This is a genomic window from Allobosea sp. TAF32 (genome assembly GCF_052113585.1).
Taxonomy (GTDB): domain Bacteria; phylum Pseudomonadota; class Alphaproteobacteria; order Rhizobiales; family Beijerinckiaceae; genus Allobosea.
The window spans coordinates 401,201-415,265 of sequence record NZ_JBFRDM010000003.1; the positions used below are offsets into that span (position 1 = coordinate 401,201).

General features: G+C 66.7%; 13 protein-coding genes. 7 read left to right on the top strand and 6 right to left on the bottom strand.

Annotated features, from left to right (window positions below):
* The first annotated feature begins 94 nt into the window (after nucleotides 1-94).
* The 5 genes from AB4Z16_RS09400 (at nucleotide 95) to AB4Z16_RS09420 (ending at nucleotide 4,485) form a co-directional block, all read left to right on the top strand.
* Complete coding sequence (locus AB4Z16_RS09400) at nucleotides 95-1,030, top strand: N-carbamoyl-D-amino-acid hydrolase (RefSeq protein ID WP_441511064.1); 936 nt, start codon at nucleotides 95-97, stop codon at nucleotides 1,028-1,030.
* An 18-nt stretch (nucleotides 1,031-1,048) separates the two neighbouring features.
* Entirely contained in the window at nucleotides 1,049-2,212 is a 1,164-nt protein-coding gene (locus AB4Z16_RS09405; RefSeq protein ID WP_441511065.1) for an amidohydrolase/deacetylase family metallohydrolase, read from the top strand.
* Nucleotides 2,213-2,335: 123 nt separating this feature from the next.
* On the top strand, nucleotides 2,336-2,842 hold the full coding sequence (locus tag AB4Z16_RS09410) for a GNAT family N-acetyltransferase (protein ID WP_441511066.1): 507 nt from the start codon (nucleotides 2,336-2,338) through the stop codon (nucleotides 2,840-2,842).
* Between the two features lie 51 nt (nucleotides 2,843-2,893).
* Complete coding sequence (locus AB4Z16_RS09415; protein ID WP_441511067.1) at nucleotides 2,894-3,352, top strand: RidA family protein; 459 nt, start codon at nucleotides 2,894-2,896, stop codon at nucleotides 3,350-3,352.
* Entirely contained in the window at nucleotides 3,349-4,485 is a 1,137-nt protein-coding gene (locus AB4Z16_RS09420) for a D-TA family PLP-dependent enzyme (protein ID WP_441511068.1), read from the top strand. The genes AB4Z16_RS09415 and AB4Z16_RS09420 overlap by 4 nt, the downstream gene beginning before the upstream one ends.
* A gap of 21 nt (nucleotides 4,486-4,506) precedes the next feature.
* Here AB4Z16_RS09420 and AB4Z16_RS09425 read toward each other — a convergent pair whose 3' ends face one another.
* The 6 genes from AB4Z16_RS09425 to AB4Z16_RS09450 form a co-directional block, all read right to left on the bottom strand.
* A complete protein-coding gene (locus AB4Z16_RS09425; protein ID WP_441511069.1) occupies nucleotides 4,507-5,049 on the bottom strand; it encodes a DUF2345 domain-containing protein in 543 nt (180 codons plus the stop codon).
* A gap of 85 nt (nucleotides 5,050-5,134) precedes the next feature.
* Complete coding sequence (locus AB4Z16_RS09430; protein WP_441511070.1) at nucleotides 5,135-5,866, bottom strand: DUF1028 domain-containing protein; 732 nt, start codon at nucleotides 5,864-5,866, stop codon at nucleotides 5,135-5,137.
* Nucleotides 5,867-5,878: 12 nt separating this feature from the next.
* Nucleotides 5,879-7,678 carry a gamma-glutamyltransferase family protein gene (locus tag AB4Z16_RS09435; protein ID WP_441511071.1) on the bottom strand — a complete coding sequence of 600 codons (1,800 nt, stop codon included), beginning with the start codon at nucleotides 7,676-7,678 and terminating at the stop codon, nucleotides 5,879-5,881.
* 17 nt (nucleotides 7,679-7,695) lie between these two features.
* Nucleotides 7,696-8,577: an ABC transporter permease gene (locus AB4Z16_RS09440; RefSeq protein ID WP_441511072.1), complete on the bottom strand. Its 882-nt coding sequence runs from the start codon at nucleotides 8,575-8,577 to the stop codon at nucleotides 7,696-7,698.
* Nucleotides 8,577-9,521, bottom strand: a complete 945-nt coding sequence (locus AB4Z16_RS09445; protein WP_441511073.1) for an ABC transporter permease — start codon at nucleotides 9,519-9,521, stop codon at nucleotides 8,577-8,579. Before AB4Z16_RS09445 ends, AB4Z16_RS09440 begins: the two co-directional genes overlap by 1 nt.
* Before the next feature lie 27 nt (nucleotides 9,522-9,548).
* The gene (locus tag AB4Z16_RS09450) at nucleotides 9,549-11,054 is read right to left on the bottom strand and encodes an ABC transporter substrate-binding protein (protein ID WP_441511074.1); all 1,506 of its coding nucleotides are present in this window, start codon (nucleotides 11,052-11,054) and stop codon (nucleotides 9,549-9,551) included.
* Between the two features lie 304 nt (nucleotides 11,055-11,358).
* Here AB4Z16_RS09450 and otnK point away from each other — a divergent pair, with 304 nt between their 5' ends.
* Together otnK and AB4Z16_RS09460 are read left to right on the top strand one after the other, a co-directional pair.
* Nucleotides 11,359-12,624 carry a 3-oxo-tetronate kinase gene (gene otnK, locus AB4Z16_RS09455; protein ID WP_441511075.1) on the top strand — a complete coding sequence of 422 codons (1,266 nt, stop codon included), beginning with the start codon at nucleotides 11,359-11,361 and terminating at the stop codon, nucleotides 12,622-12,624.
* A 105-nt stretch (nucleotides 12,625-12,729) separates the two neighbouring features.
* The gene (locus AB4Z16_RS09460) at nucleotides 12,730-14,064 is read left to right on the top strand and encodes a malonyl-CoA decarboxylase (protein ID WP_441511076.1); all 1,335 of its coding nucleotides are present in this window, start codon (nucleotides 12,730-12,732) and stop codon (nucleotides 14,062-14,064) included.
* The last annotated feature ends 1 nt before the right edge of the window (nucleotide 14,065 follow it).

A 14,065-nucleotide genomic window follows, 5' to 3' on the forward strand; every position in this document is an offset into this window, starting at 1 on the left:
GGACAACCCACGCCCCGCATTGCCGGCGCTTGACGCGCCGGCTCAGTGCTTGAAAGCCTTGTCCGCAGGGTGATCTTCATCCGGAGCCTATGACGTGACCCGCATCCTGACCGTCGCCGCCGCCCAGCTCGGCCCCATCCAGCGCGATGAAAGCCGGGCTTCGGCCGTGGCTCGCATGGTCGAGCTGATGCGTCAGGCCAAGGCGCACGGCGCCGATCTTGTCGTCTATCCGGAAGCGGCGCTCACGGCCTTCTTCCCGCATTGGTGGATCGACGACGAAGCCGAGATCGACGGCTATTTCGAAAGCGCGATGCCTTCGAACGAGACTGCTGCGCTGTTCGAGGAGAGCAAGCGCCTCGGTGTCGGCTTCCATCTCGGCTATTGCGAGCTTGCCTTCGAGGAAGGCCGCAAGCGTCGCTTCAACACCGCGATCCTGGTCGACAAATCCGGCGCGATCGTCGGCAAGTACCGCAAGATCCATCTACCCGGCCATCCCGAGCATCGTCCCGAAGCGCCGTTCCAGAATCTCGAGAAGCGCTATTTCGAGACCGGCAATCTTGGCTGGCCCGTCTGGCGGACGATGGACGCGAATATCGGCATGATGATCTGCAACGACCGCCGCTGGCCCGAGAGCTACCGCTCCATGGGCCTGCAGGATGTCGAGCTGATCGTGCTCGGTTACAACACGCCCAAGCACAACCCGCCGGCGCGGGACCATGACCGGCTCGGCAATTTCCACAACCAGCTCGTGATGCAGGCGGGCGCCTACCAGAACGCGAGCTGGGTCGTCGGCGTCGCCAAGGCGGGCCTTGAGGCCGGCGTCGACCAGATCGGCGGTTCCTGCATCATCGCGCCGACCGGCGAGGTCGTCGCTCAGGCCGTGACCGAAGGCGACGAACTCGTCGTCGCCCGTTGCGACATGGATCTTGGAAAGAGCTATAAGGCCTCGACCTTCAATTTCGCCAGGCATCGCGAGCCCCAGGCCTACGGCCTGATCGTCGAGCGCAAAGGCGCCGTCTCCCCGGTTTGATCACCCCAGAGGACTAAAATGACTCACGATCTCATCCTGAAGGGCGGCCGCGTCATCGACCCGTCGCAGAAGCACGACGGCGTGCTCGACGTGGCCTTCACGGACGGAAAGGTGTCCGGCTTCGGCAAGGACCTGAAGGACGCCAAGGAGATCCGCGACGTCTCCGGCTACATCGTCTCGCCGGGCCTGATCGACCTGCATACCCATGTCTACTGGGGCGGCACCTCGCTGGGCATCGACGCCGACGAGTTCTGCCGCGTCTCCGGCGTGACGACCTCGGTCGATACCGGCTCGGCCGGCCCCGGCAACTGGGCGGGCTTCCGCAAGCACGTCATCGAGCCGAGCCAGGCGCGCATCCTCGCCTATCTCCACGTCTCGCACGCCGGCATCTACGGCTTCGACCATCGCGTCATGGTCGGCGAGAGCGGCGATCTGCGCCTGATGAACCCGATCGACTGCGCCGAGGTCGCCGACAAGAACCGCGACTATATCGTCGGCATCAAGGTCCGTGTCGGCCTCCACGCCTCCGGCACCTCCGGCACCGTGCCGCTCAACATCGCGCTGCAGGTGGCCAACGAGGTCGGCATGCCGCTGATGTGCCACATCGACCATCCGCCGCCGTCCTATGAGGAAGTCATCGGCATGCTCAGGCCGGGCGACGTGCTGACCCACGCCTTCCGCCCCTTCCCGAACGCTCCCTCGACCGCGCAGGGCACGGTGAAGCCGGAGGTGCTCGCCGCCCGCAAGCGCGGCGTCATCTTCGATATCGGCCACGGCAAGGGCTCGTTCTCCTTCAAGACCACCCGCGCCATGCTCGCCAACGGCTTCGAACCGGACGTGATCTCGTCCGACGTGCACAAGCTCTGCATCGACGGTCCGGCCTATGACCAGGTCACCACCATGTCGAAATTCCTCTGCATGGGCATGAGCCTGAACAACGTCATCGCCGCCTCGACCGTGAACGCCGCCATGGCGCTGAAGCGGACCGAATACGGCTCGCTCAAGGTCGGCTCGCTCGGCGATGCGACGATCCTCACCGTCAAGGAAGGCAAGTTCGACTACGTGGACGTGGTCGGCGAGCACCTGGCGGGCGACCGCAAGATCGTCTCCGAGGGCGTCGTGCTCAAGGGCAAGTGGTGGCACCCGAAGCGGACGAGCAAGTTCCCGAAGGTCGCGGCTTAATTGCCGCGCCGGACTCGCGGCGTCGTTCTCGGGCGAAGCGAAGCGCAGACCCGAGAATCTCGGGACGTTGACGCGCAGGAGCTTCCCTCGGCAGGAGATGCTCGGGTCAAGCCCGAGCATGACGTGCGAGAAGCCGGCTGGCGCCTTATGGCGCCGGCCGATCTTCCGGCGGTGATGGCGATCGCGGCCATTGTGCATCCGGGCTACCCTGAGGATGAGCCGGTCTTCGCCGAGCGGCTGCGTCTGGCGCCTGAGGGCTGCCATGTCCTGGCGGCCGATGACGGGGCGCTTCGAGGCTACCTCGTCAGCCACCCCTGGCCGGTTGGTGCGGTGCCCGCGCTGAATTCAATGCTCGGCGCGATCCCCCCCGGCACGCGGAACTGGTATATCCACGACCTCGCGCTTTTGCCGGAGGGCAGGGGCGGCGGCGCTGCGGGGCGGATCGTGGCCGAGATCGCGCAGCACGCGATGCGAGCCGGCTTCGCCAGCCTAGCGCTCGTCGCCGTGAACGGCTCGACCGGCTTTTGGCGGCGGCAGGGCTTTCGCGAGGTGCATGACCCCGCCCTTGCCCGCAAGCTTGCGAGCTATGACGATGCGGCCCGCTACATGCGCCGCGATTTGCAGAATTGACAGAAGACGCCGGCGCGACAGACGTCGGCGACAATCGAAGAGAGGAATGCCATGAGCGCCGAGGACAGGCTGAAGGAACTGGGGTTGACGCTGCCGGAGGTGCCGACGCCGGTCGCCACCTATGTCAGCTTCAAGCAGGTCGGCGACATCGTCTATCTCTCCGGCCAGGGGCCGAAGCGGGCCGACGGCACCTATCCGACCGGCAAGGTCGGCAAGGACGTCACGATCGAGGAAGCCTATGAGCATGCCAAGCAGACCGGCCTCGGCCTGCTCGCGGCGATGAAGAAGGCGACGGGTTCGCTCGACAAGGTCGAGGTGGTCAAGCTCCTCGGCATGGTCAACGGCGCCCCCGATTTCGCCGACCAGCCCAAAGTCATCAATGGCTGCTCGGACCTGTTCGTCGCAGTGCTCGGCGATCGCGGCCGCCATGCCCGCTCCGCCGTCGGCATGGGGTCGCTGCCGAACAACATGACCGTCGAGATCGAAGTCATCATCAAGGTGCTGCCATGACTGCCGCTTCGACCAGCGTGACCGCCACCACCTCGCCGGCCGTCGATCAGCCGGCGGCCACCCCGCTCGCGGCCGAGATCGCGCGCGTCTACGGCACCCCGGCCGTGGTTGTTGACCTCGACAAGGTCGATGCCAACATCGCCCGGCTCCAGGCCGCCTGCGACACAGCCGGCGTCGCCAACCGCCCGCACATCAAGACGCATAAATCGCCGGAGCTCGCGCGGCTTCAGATCGAGGCCGGCGCGCGCGGCATCACCTGCCAGAAGCTCGGCGAGGCCGAGGTCATGGCCGATGGCGGCCTCGACGACATCATGATCAGCTACAACATCCTCGGCGAGGAGAAGCTGGGCCGCCTCGGGGCGTTGCAGCGTCGCGTCCGGATGATCGTGGCCGCCGATAACCCGGTCACGATCTCCGGCCTGCCGCGCGCTGCCGAAATCGCCGGTCGCGACCTCGAAGTCGTCGTGGAATGCGACACCGGCCGCAAGCGCGCCGGCGTCGAGACGCCCGCAGAGGCAGTCGAACTCGCCAAGATGATCGACGCCTCGCCGGGCCTGCGCTTCGCCGGCTTCCTGATGTACCCGCCGGAAGATGGCTGGGAGCGGACGCAAATCTTCCTCGACACCGCCAATGCCGGGCTGCGCGATGCCGGCCTCAAGGCCGATATCATCTCGACCGGCGGCTCGCCCAACATCCCCAACATGGGCAAGCTCAGGGGCGCGACCGAGCATCGCTCGGGCACCTCGATCTTCAACGACCGCATGCAGATCGCGGCCGGCGTCGCCACGCTCGATGACTGCGCGCTGACGGTCTACGCCTCGGTGGTGAGCCGGGCGGCGCCGGAGCGCGGCATTCTCGATTCAGGCTCGAAGACGCTGACCAGCGACAAGGGCAATCTCGACGGCCACGGCTACATCCTCGAATATCCACGGGCGCGGATCGCGCAATTCGCCGAGGAGCATGGCTTCCTCGACCTGTCCGGCTCGAACGAGCGGCCCGTGGTTGGCGAAGTCGTGCGCATCGTGCCGAACCATGTCTGCGTCGTCGTCAACATGGTCGACCGGCTGATCACAGTGCGCGGCGACAAGCTGATCGGCGAGCTGCCGGTCGCGGCGCGCGGCAAGCTGACGTAAGGCAGGCTGGCGTCGGGATTGTCAGTTCTGTAGAAGCCGCGACCCCTTCAGGATCATGTCGGAGGACGCTTTTGCCGTGAAGCGTCCGCTGGCCTGGATCGTGATGTCGCGGCCGTGCAGCTCGGCGGTCCCGTCCTTCTTCAGGTTCAGCCGGGCATCGCCGCTTCTCAGGAGCGCCGCGTCTGCACTCGTCGCCGTGAGGGTCTTGCCCGCAGCGACGTTCATTTCCCGCTCGGCTTTGATCGTCAGCGTCTTGGCGCTGGCGATCTCGAAATTCACCGTCGCGTTCAGAGTGCAGTAGCGGGTATCGAGAGAAACCCCTTGCCCTCCCGCGATCTGAAGCCGTCCGGCGACGGCGAAGCTCATACTGCCCCCGACGGAGAGAGCGAGCGTGCTGCCTGCCTGGATCGCACAAGGGCCGCCGCTCAGAAGCGTCAGCCGGCTCGCGGCGCTGATGGTCATGTTGCCGGCTCTGTCGACCGAGATCGCCTGCGTCAGAAGAGCGATCTGGGCCTCGAGCGCTGCGACGCGCCGCTGAAGGCTATCGACATCCGCATCGGCCATCGCAGCCTCCTGTCCATCGGCAAGGGCGAGGTGACGAAGCGTCAGGTTAGCATGCCGGGCTCGCGTCGCGGAAGCGCTGGCTCGGTTATCGGCCTTCCGGGTGCCGCGCGTTCCAGTTGGCGGCATAGTCCTCGCATAGCCTGTCGAGCTCGGCCCGGTCGGTAACGCCCGCCGGCCGGCTGCGCGAGGGCGCCGCCTGCTGGAACGGCACGTAGCGCTGGTGCGCGACGCGCCAGAGCCGGCGCAGCTCCGCCAGCGGGTCGGCATGGTCGTCGACGCGGATGTCGAAGCTCGGCACCGGCTCGCCGTTCCAGATGCGGATCGCGGCGGATTGCCGGCCGCGCTTGTCGCCGCCGGCCTTCTCGCCGGCTTCGAGAGCAACCAGCAGGCGCTCGTCGAAATCGAGCGCCGAGGCGGCGATATAGGCCTTCAGCGTCTCCTGCACGACCTCCGGTCCGGCCAGCATGTTGCCGGCGACCGAGACCTGCGGCCCGTCCACCGCTCCGCACCAGTCGATACAGGCCGCGCCCGTATGGGCTGCGATCCTGCCGTCGCGGTCGATGACATGGAGCTGGCGATGGGCGCGGCCTTCATCGGCCGCCGTCAGCGTCGCGACGATCTCGAGGGCCGAACGCCCCTCTTGCAAGAGCCTCAGGCCGTCGACGCCGTAGAGCGGATTGACGAAGGCCTGCGTCGCGATGGCGCCGATCCGGCCGCCGCCATAGGGCACGCGTGATCCGACGGCGAAGGCACAGGTCGAGACGGCGACGCCATAGGCGCCGGTGGCGACGTCGCGCGCGACGATGGACCAGGTCATGCGGCTAGTTCCTCAGCGGCCGGCGGCGTAGGCCTGCATCAGACGCGGCGTTGCTGCGGCGCGCAAGAGCCCGTCGGCGCTGCGTTCCGCCGCGGTGAGACGCCCCACGGTCCAGGCCGGCGCCTTTTCGATGGCGTGGCCGCGGCGCTCCAGCTCGGCGAGCGCGGCCGCACCGATGCTCTCCTCGATCATCATGTGGCCCGGCCGCGAGCTGCGCGGGTAGAACGAGGAGGGGAAATGCTGCGTGTGGAACAGCGGGAGATCGATCGCCTCCTGCAGGTTGAGGCCGTGATGGACCCGCCGCAGGAAGAGGCCGAGCTGCCATTGTTCCTGCTGGTCGCCGCCCGGCGTGCCGAAGGCAAGGCGGGGCTGCCCCTTCTCGAAGGCGATCGACGGGGTCAGCGTCGTGCGCGGACGCTTGCCCGGCGCCAGCGAGGAGGGCAGGCCCTCGTCCAGCCAGAACATCTGCGCGCGCGAGTTGAGCGGGAAGCCGAGTTCCGGGATGACCGGCGAGGATTGCAGCCAGCCACCGGAGGGCGTCGCCGCGATCATGTTGCCCCATTTGTCGATGACGTCGATATGGACGGTGTCGCCCTTGCGCCCGGCCGCGACCATCGAGGCCATGGTCGGCTCGCCGACGCTGGCGCCGCCCTGTCCCGGCTGGGCGATCGCGCCGAGCGCCTTCAGCGCATGCGCGACCTGCGCCTCGTAACCGGGTACGATGCCGGGGCGCAGCTCCAGCGAGGCGCGCTCGCTGATCAGGCTGCGCCGCGCGGCGGCATAGTCGGCCGATAGCAGGGTATCGAGCGGGACCTTCACGAAATCCGGGTCGCCGTAATAGGCCTCGCGATCGGCGAAGGCGAGCTTCATCGCCTCGACGACATGGTGGACGAATTCGGGGCTCGCCGGCCCCATTCCGGCAAGGTCGATGCCTTCAAGGATCTTCAGCGTCTGGAGGAAGGCCGGACCCTGACCCCACGGCCCGATCTTGAAGACCTCCCAGTCGTGATAGGTCACGGAGGTCGGCGTCTCGTAGGTCGGCTGCCAGTTTGCCATGTCCTGCGCGGTCAGCAGGCCCTTGTTGCGGCGGCCCGAGGAATCCATGACTTCGGTGGTGCGGCAGAAGCGGTCCATCGCCTCCGCGACGAAGCCCTTGTACCAGGAATCATAGGCCGCCTGGATCTGCTCCTGCCGGTCGGAGCCTGCGGCCTCCGCCTCGCTCAGGATGCGCTTGTAGGTCGCGGCTGCCGCCTTGTTGGCGAAGAGCTTGCGCGCCTCCGGCACATTGCCGCCGGGCAGATAGACGGCTCCCGAGCTCGACCATTCATTGGTGAAGAGGTCGGTGAGTTCCCGGATCGAATCCGAGACGCGCGGCAGCATCGGATGCCCGTTCTCGAAATAGCCGATGGCCGGCTCCAGAACCTCGCGCAGCTTGAGCCGGCCGTGGTCGCGCAGCAGCGTCATCCAGCCGCCGAAGGCGCCGGGGATCACGGTCGCGAGCAGACCGGAACCGGGGATCAGGTCGAGGCCGAGCGCCTTGTAGGCGGCGATTGTCGCCGCCTGCGGGGCAGGTCCTTGCGCGCAGAGCGTCTCGACCTTCTGGGTTTCAGCCGAATAGAACACGGCCGGCATGTCGCCGGCCGGGCCGACGAGATGGGGCTCGACCACCTGCAGCACGAAGGCGGCGGCGGCGCAGGCATCGAAGGCGTTGCCGCCCTTCTCCAGCATCGCCATGCCGGAGGCGGTGGCGAGCCAGTGCGTCGAGGTGACGACACCGAAAGTGCCGAGGATTTCGGGGCGGGTTGTGAACATGGGCGTATCCCTGAAGCCTAGTTTTCTTTCGGATCGAGCGCGTCGCGCAGGCCGTCGCCGAGGAGGTTGAAGCCGAGCACGGCAAGGAAGATGCAGACGCCCGGCGCCACCGACATCCACGGCGCCTGCTCCATGAAGTTCTTGGCGACGTTGAGCATCTGACCCCAGGACGGCGACGGCGGCTGCTGGCCGAGGCCGAGGAAGGAGAGGGCGGCTTCCAGGATGATCGCCTGCGCCATGAACAAAGTCGACTGCACCACGATGGGGGACAGGGTGTTGGGCAGCACATGGCGGAACATCAGCCTCGCGTCCCGCGCGCCGACCGCGCGGGCGCCTTCGACGAAATCCTCCATCTTCACGCTCATCACCTGGCCGCGCACCAGCCGGATGAAGATCGGCACAGCCGCAAGCCCGATCGCGATCATCGCATTGGTCAGCGACGGACCGAGCACGGCGGCGAAGGCGATGGCGAGGATCAGGAAGGGGCAGGCGAGAAGCGCCTCGGTGACGCGGGAGATCACGATATCGGTCCAGCCGCCATACCAGCCCGCCAACATTCCGAAGGGCAGGCCGACCGCCACCGCGATCAGCACCGAGACGATGCCGGCGAGCAGCGAGGCCCGCGCGCCGAAGAACAGCCGCGAGACCTGATCGCGCCCCAGCTCGTCGGTACCGAACCAGTAGAGCTCCGAGGGCGGCTTGCGGATGGCGAGGAAGTTGGACTTGAACGGGTCGGCCAGCGGTAGGATCGGCGCGAACACCGCCATCAGCACGAAGATCAGAACGAGCCCGCCGCCGATCAGCGCAGACTTGTTGCGGACGAGCCGGGCGAGCACGCCCGGACGTGCCGTGACGCCGCTCGCAGAGCCTGCGGCGGAAATGGAATCGAGCGATGCCATCAGCCGGACCTCAGGCGCGGATTGACGAGGATGTAGAGGATATCGGCCAAGAGGTTCATCAGGATGAAGCCGATGGCCGTGCACAGCACCACGCCCTGCACCACGCCGTAGTCACGGTTGAACACGGCATCGACGATGAGCTTGCCGAAGCCGGGGATGGTAAAGACCTGTTCGGTCAGCACCGCGCCCGCCAGCAACTCGCCGAAGAGCAGGGTCGTCAGCGTGATGATCGGCACCAGCGCGTTGCGCAGCGCGTGGCGATGCACCACCGTATCCTCGTCGAGCCCCTTGGCGCGGGCGGTGCGGACATAGTCCGAGCGCAACACCTCCAGCATCGCCGAGCGGGTATGGCGCATCAGGAAGGCGGCGAGCCCGTTGCCGAGCACGAAGGCGGGCATGATCAGCCGCTGGATCGCCTCCCAGGGGTGGACGAAGATCGATTCATAGCCCGAGGCCGGCAGCCATTTCAGGTGCACCGACACCAGCAGGATCAGCATGATCCCGAACCAGAAATTCGGGATCGACAGCCCTGACAGCGCGACTGCGCTGGCGGAGTAGTCGACGATCGTGCCCTTGCGCCGCGCCGCCAGGATCCCGATCGGGATGCCGATCGAGATCGCGACGAGGATCGAGGCGGTGGCGAGCTGGATCGTCACCGGCAGCTTCTGCAGGATCAGCCCGAGCACCGGCTCGCCCGTGCGCAAAGAGCGGCCGAAATCGCCCTGGACCACTTGTCCGAGCCAGGCGAAGAACTGGACGAAGATGGGATCGTCCATGCGGTAGATCTCGCGCAGCCGCGCGATCACCTCCGGGTCGCGCTCCTCGCCTGCGATGACGAGGAAGGGGTCGCCCGGCAGCGCGCGCTGCAAGGCAAAGACGAAGAGCGATACCAGGAACAACGTCGGTATCGCGATGAAGAAGCGGCGAATGATGAGCGTGGCCATGGGCCACTCCTCACGGCATGAGCGCCGTCACGAGCGCTTCAGCCCGGCAAGCCGGATCATCCCGTCCGGGTTGATCACGAAGCCCTGCAGGTTGGAGCGCAGCGCGAAGAATACCGTCTGGTTATAGAGATAGATGATCGGCAGATCGTCCTGCAGGATCTTCTGCGCGGCGTCGTAGAGCTTCTTGCGCTCGGCTGGCTCATAGACGGTGCGGGCCTGGTTCAGCAGGCGGTCGACCTCCGGATTGGAGTATTTTCCGTCGTTCTGGCCGCCGCCCGTGGTGACGAAGGGATGGATGTTGCCGTCTGGGTCGATGCGGCCGGACCAGCCGATCCGGCTCATCTGGAACTTGCCCTGCTGCTGGTCGCGCAACTGACTGGCGAACTCGGTCGAGCGAATCTGGATGTCGATGCCGGCTTCCTGCGCCATCGCCTGGATGACCTGGCCGAGCTGGGCGTCGACGGGGTTGTTGGTGACGAAGAGCTCTGCCGAGACCTTGGGCTGTCCGGCTTCCTTGAGCAGGGCTTTGGCCTTGGCGACGTCGCGAGCCGGAACCGGAAGGTCGGCGCTGATGTAGAAATTACCCGGGTTGAACGGCTGGTTCATCGGCTCATAGAGCCCCTCGAACACGACCTGGCTCAGCACCTTGCGATCGATGGCAAGCGACAGCGCCTGACGCACGCGCTTGTCCTGCCCCATCGGCTGTTTCGCGGCCTCGCCATTGTTGGTGTTGATGGTGATGCCCTGATAGCCGAGATTGGCCATGCTCATGACCTTGAGCGATTTGTCTGATTGAGCCGATTTCACATCGGTCGGCGCAAGACGTTCCAGCATGTCGAGCTCGCCCGAGCGCAGATTGGCGAGGCGGACTGTCGTGTCCGGGATCGAGCGGTAGAGAATGCGGTCGAAATTGTACTTGTCCGCCTCCCAATGCTCCCGAAATTTTTCCAGGACGATGCGGTCGTTCTGGACGCGCTCGACGAACTTGTAGGGGCCGGAGCAGACCGGCTTCGCGGTGACGTCGCCGGAGAGGCTTTTGGGCGAAAGCATCATGCCGGCACGGTCGGTCAGCTGCGACAGCAGCGTGGCGTCGGGCCGCTTCAGCTTCAGCAACAGCGTCGTGGCGTCCGGCGCCTCGACCTTGTCGACCGAGGCCAGTTCCGATTTGCGCAGCGAATCCGGCAAGGTCATCGCGCGCTCGAGATTGGCCTTGGCAGCTTCCGCGTTGAAGGGCTCGCCGTCGTGGAACTTCGCATCGCTGCGCAGCTTCATGGTCAGCGTCAGCCCGTCGGCGGAGAAGTTCCATTCCGTCGCCAGCCGTGGCACCAGCTTCAGCTCCGGCGTGATGTCGACGAGCCTGTCGCACAGGCCCATGAAGACGATGCGGCCGACGAAGGTGCGCGCCTTGTGCGGATCGAGCATGTCGGGGTCTTCCTGCAGCCCGATGCGCAGGGTCGAGGGCGTCTGCGCGAGCGCCGGCAAGGTGGCGAGCGCGAGAGCGGCGGCAGAGACGGCGACCTTCAATAGCTTCATGCTTTCCCCCGTTTTTGATGGTTTTGGGAAGACGCACCCGGCGATGCCGGCAAATGCCGCCGCGCCGAATTCGTTCCTCATGGCACCAACCTGACTCAGAATGGCGGGGCCGTCGATCATGCGCCGCATCAATTCGCGGGCAGCTCTGCCTCATCGAAAGGCAGGGCTGGATGCCGAGCGGGCAAAGCCGGAACGCATGTCTTCAGGGGAACCGCCGGATGCGGTGATGGCGGTCGCCTCGCCGCGCATCGGCCGCTAGAACTGGCGTGAAGAACCAAGGCGGATGGCTGAGGGAGAGGACCGTATGCTGCTGGGCGTGATTGCCGATGACATGACCGGCGCGACCGATGTCGCGCTGATGCTGAACCGGGCGGGCATGCGGACCGTGCAGGTCATCGGGGTGCCGCCGGCCGGCAGCACGCTGCCGGAAGCCGATGCGGTCGTCGTCGCGCTGAAGTCGCGGACCAATCCGGTGGCCGAGGCCGTCGCTGATTCGCTCGCCGCCTGCGAGGCGCTGCTGAAGGGCGGCGCGCGCCAGATCCTGTTCAAATACTGCTCGACCTTCGATTCCACGGCCGAAGGCAATATCGGCCCGGTGGCGAATGCCCTTGCCGAGCGCCTCGGTGCGAAGCTTGCCATCGTCTGCCCGGCCTTCCCGGCGAACGGCCGCTCGATCTATCAGGGCTATCTCTTCGTCGGCGCCATGCCGCTGCACGAGAGCTCGATGAAGGACCACCCGCTGACGCCGATGCGGGATTCGAATCTGATGCGGCTGATGGCGGCGCAGGCCATGACCGAAGTCGGCCTCGTCGACTACACGGCCGTGCTGGCAGGCCCCGCCGCAGTGAAGGCGCGCCTCGCCAAGCTGCAGGCCGACGGCGTCCGCTATGCCGTCACCGACGCCCTCACCAACGAGGACCTGATGACGCTCGGCCACGCTGTATCCGAGCATGTCCTGTTGACCGGAGGTTCCGGCATCGCGATGGGCCTGCCGCAGAATTTCCGCCGCGCCGGCCTGCTGCCGGAGCGCCCGGGCCCGCAGGAGTTGCAGGCGCCGGCCGGCCGCGCCGGCATCATCTCGGGCAGCTGCTCGACGGCGACGCGCGGCCAGATCAAGGCGGCGCTGGAAGCTGGATATCCGGCGCTCAAGGTCGATCCGCTGGCGTTGGCCGCGGGCAGCCAGGATGCAGCCGGGCTCGCTGCCTGGGCGTTGGCTCAGGCGCAGGACAAGCCTTTCCTCGTCTATTCCAGCGACGACCCGGCCGAAGTCTCCGCCGTGCAGGACAGGCTGGGCCGCGAAAAGGCCGGCAGCATCGTCGAGCACGCCTTCGCTGAGCTGGCGCGGCGCCTCTCGGAGGGCGGCGTGACGCGGCTTCTCGTCGCGGGCGGCGAGACCTCGGGTGCGACCGTGCTGGGCCTCGGCATCCGCACGCTGGAGATCGGCCCGGAAATCGACCCCGGCGTGCCCTGGACGCGCGTGGTCGACGGGCCGGACATGGTCGTGGCGCTCAAGTCCGGCAATTTCGGCACCCCGGATTTCTTCCTGAAAGCCTGGAACCTGTTGCGCTGATGCCCGATTTGCCTGCGCTGAATCTCGTATAGGATCAGGGCATCGACCCGGAAAGCGGCTTCCGGTTTTCGGGAAAGTCGACGCCGGGTCGAACTGGGAGCCCGCATGGATATGGCGTTTCTCGGCGAACTTCTGACGAGCGTGGCCGATCGTGGCCGCGCCCTGATCGGTTTCGAGCGCTTCCTCGGCAATCGCGCCCGGCCTATCGACCGGCTCTGCGAGGATCTGCTCTCCGGCCGGGGGGAGGCCTCCGGGATGGCGCTGGCGCAGGCGGTGCTCGAAGCCTGGCAGCGGCTCGACAAGCCGGGCCGCCTTGCTTTCTTCAATCTGCTGCAGGAGCGTTTCGGGCCGGATCACGCCCGGCTCGACAAGGCGATCGAGACCTATCGCGCCAAACCCGATGCGGCAGCCACCTCGGCGCTGCATCTTGCTGCGGAGCCGCGTCGGCAGGAGCTGCTGCGCCGCCTCAATCTCGCGCCGGAAGGCACGCCCGTGCTCGTGCGAATGCGCGAAGCGCTGTTCGAGGCGATTGAGACGCAGGCCGATCTCAAGGCGGTCGACGACGATTTCCGCCATCTCTTCGGCTCCTGGTTCAACCGAGGCTTCCTCGTTCTGCGCCGCATCGACTGGCGCACCCCGGCGAATGTGCTGGAGAAGATCATCCGCTACGAGGCGGTCCACGAGATCCAGGGCTGGGACGATCTCCGGCGCCGGCTGGAGCCGGCGGACCGGCGTTGCTTCGCCTTCTTCCATCCCCAGCTGGTCGACGAGCCGTTGATCTTCGTCGAGGTCGCCCTCACCACCGAGATACCGCGCAGCATCGGCGAGGTGCTGAGCCCGGAGCGCGAGGTGTTGGCGGCGCAGGAGGCGACGACCGCGGTGTTCTATTCGATCTCGAACTGTCAGGAGGGGCTGCGCGGCATCTCCTTCGGCAATTTCCTGATCAAGCAGGTGGCGGAGGATCTGAAGCGCGAGCTGCCGGGGCTCGACACCTTCGTCACGCTCTCGCCGGTGCCCGGCTTCGGGCGCTGGCTCGCCGGTGTCGCTGCCGAGCCCGGCGAAATCGCTCTCACCAATGAGGAGCGCTCCGAGCTTGCCCGGCCCGGCGGCGAGACCATCTCGCTCGACGATGCGACGAAGGCGCGTCGCGACAAGCTGCTCGGCCAGATGACGGCGGAATACATGCTGAGGGCGCGCACGAGTTCAGGCCGGGTCATCGACCCGGTCGCGCGCTTTCATCTCGGCAATGGCGCCAGGCTGGAGCGGATCAATGTCGGCGGCAATCTCTCGGCGCGGGGCCTGCGCGAATCGCATGGCGTGATGGTCAACTACCGCTACGACCTCGACGATATCGAGACCAATCACGAGGCCTTCGCCACCCGCAACACGGTCGTGGCCTCCTCCGGCGTGCGCAAGCTGCTGCGCCCGGCGGCAAATTAAG

What these genes read in the sequence shown, in the direction of transcription:
- AB4Z16_RS09435 (WP_441511071.1), bottom strand. Translation starts at nt 7,678, where the DNA reads ATGTTCACAACCCGCCCCGAAATCCTCGGCACTTTCGGTGTCGTCACC.
- AB4Z16_RS09425 (WP_441511069.1), bottom strand. Translation starts at nt 5,049, where the DNA reads ATGGCCGATGCGGATGTCGATAGCCTTCAGCGGCGCGTCGCAGCGCTC.
- otnK (WP_441511075.1), top strand. Translation starts at nt 11,359, where the DNA reads ATGCTGCTGGGCGTGATTGCCGATGACATGACCGGCGCGACCGATGTC.
- AB4Z16_RS09405 (WP_441511065.1), top strand. Translation starts at nt 1,049, where the DNA reads ATGACTCACGATCTCATCCTGAAGGGCGGCCGCGTCATCGACCCGTCG.
- AB4Z16_RS09420 (WP_441511068.1), top strand. Translation starts at nt 3,349, where the DNA reads ATGACTGCCGCTTCGACCAGCGTGACCGCCACCACCTCGCCGGCCGTC.
- AB4Z16_RS09415 (WP_441511067.1), top strand. Translation starts at nt 2,894, where the DNA reads ATGAGCGCCGAGGACAGGCTGAAGGAACTGGGGTTGACGCTGCCGGAG.
- AB4Z16_RS09430 (WP_441511070.1), bottom strand. Translation starts at nt 5,866, where the DNA reads ATGACCTGGTCCATCGTCGCGCGCGACGTCGCCACCGGCGCCTATGGC.
- AB4Z16_RS09450 (WP_441511074.1), bottom strand. Translation starts at nt 11,054, where the DNA reads ATGAAGCTATTGAAGGTCGCCGTCTCTGCCGCCGCTCTCGCGCTCGCC.
- AB4Z16_RS09445 (WP_441511073.1), bottom strand. Translation starts at nt 9,521, where the DNA reads ATGGCCACGCTCATCATTCGCCGCTTCTTCATCGCGATACCGACGTTG.
- AB4Z16_RS09460 (WP_441511076.1), top strand. Translation starts at nt 12,730, where the DNA reads ATGGATATGGCGTTTCTCGGCGAACTTCTGACGAGCGTGGCCGATCGT.
- AB4Z16_RS09440 (WP_441511072.1), bottom strand. Translation starts at nt 8,577, where the DNA reads ATGGCATCGCTCGATTCCATTTCCGCCGCAGGCTCTGCGAGCGGCGTC.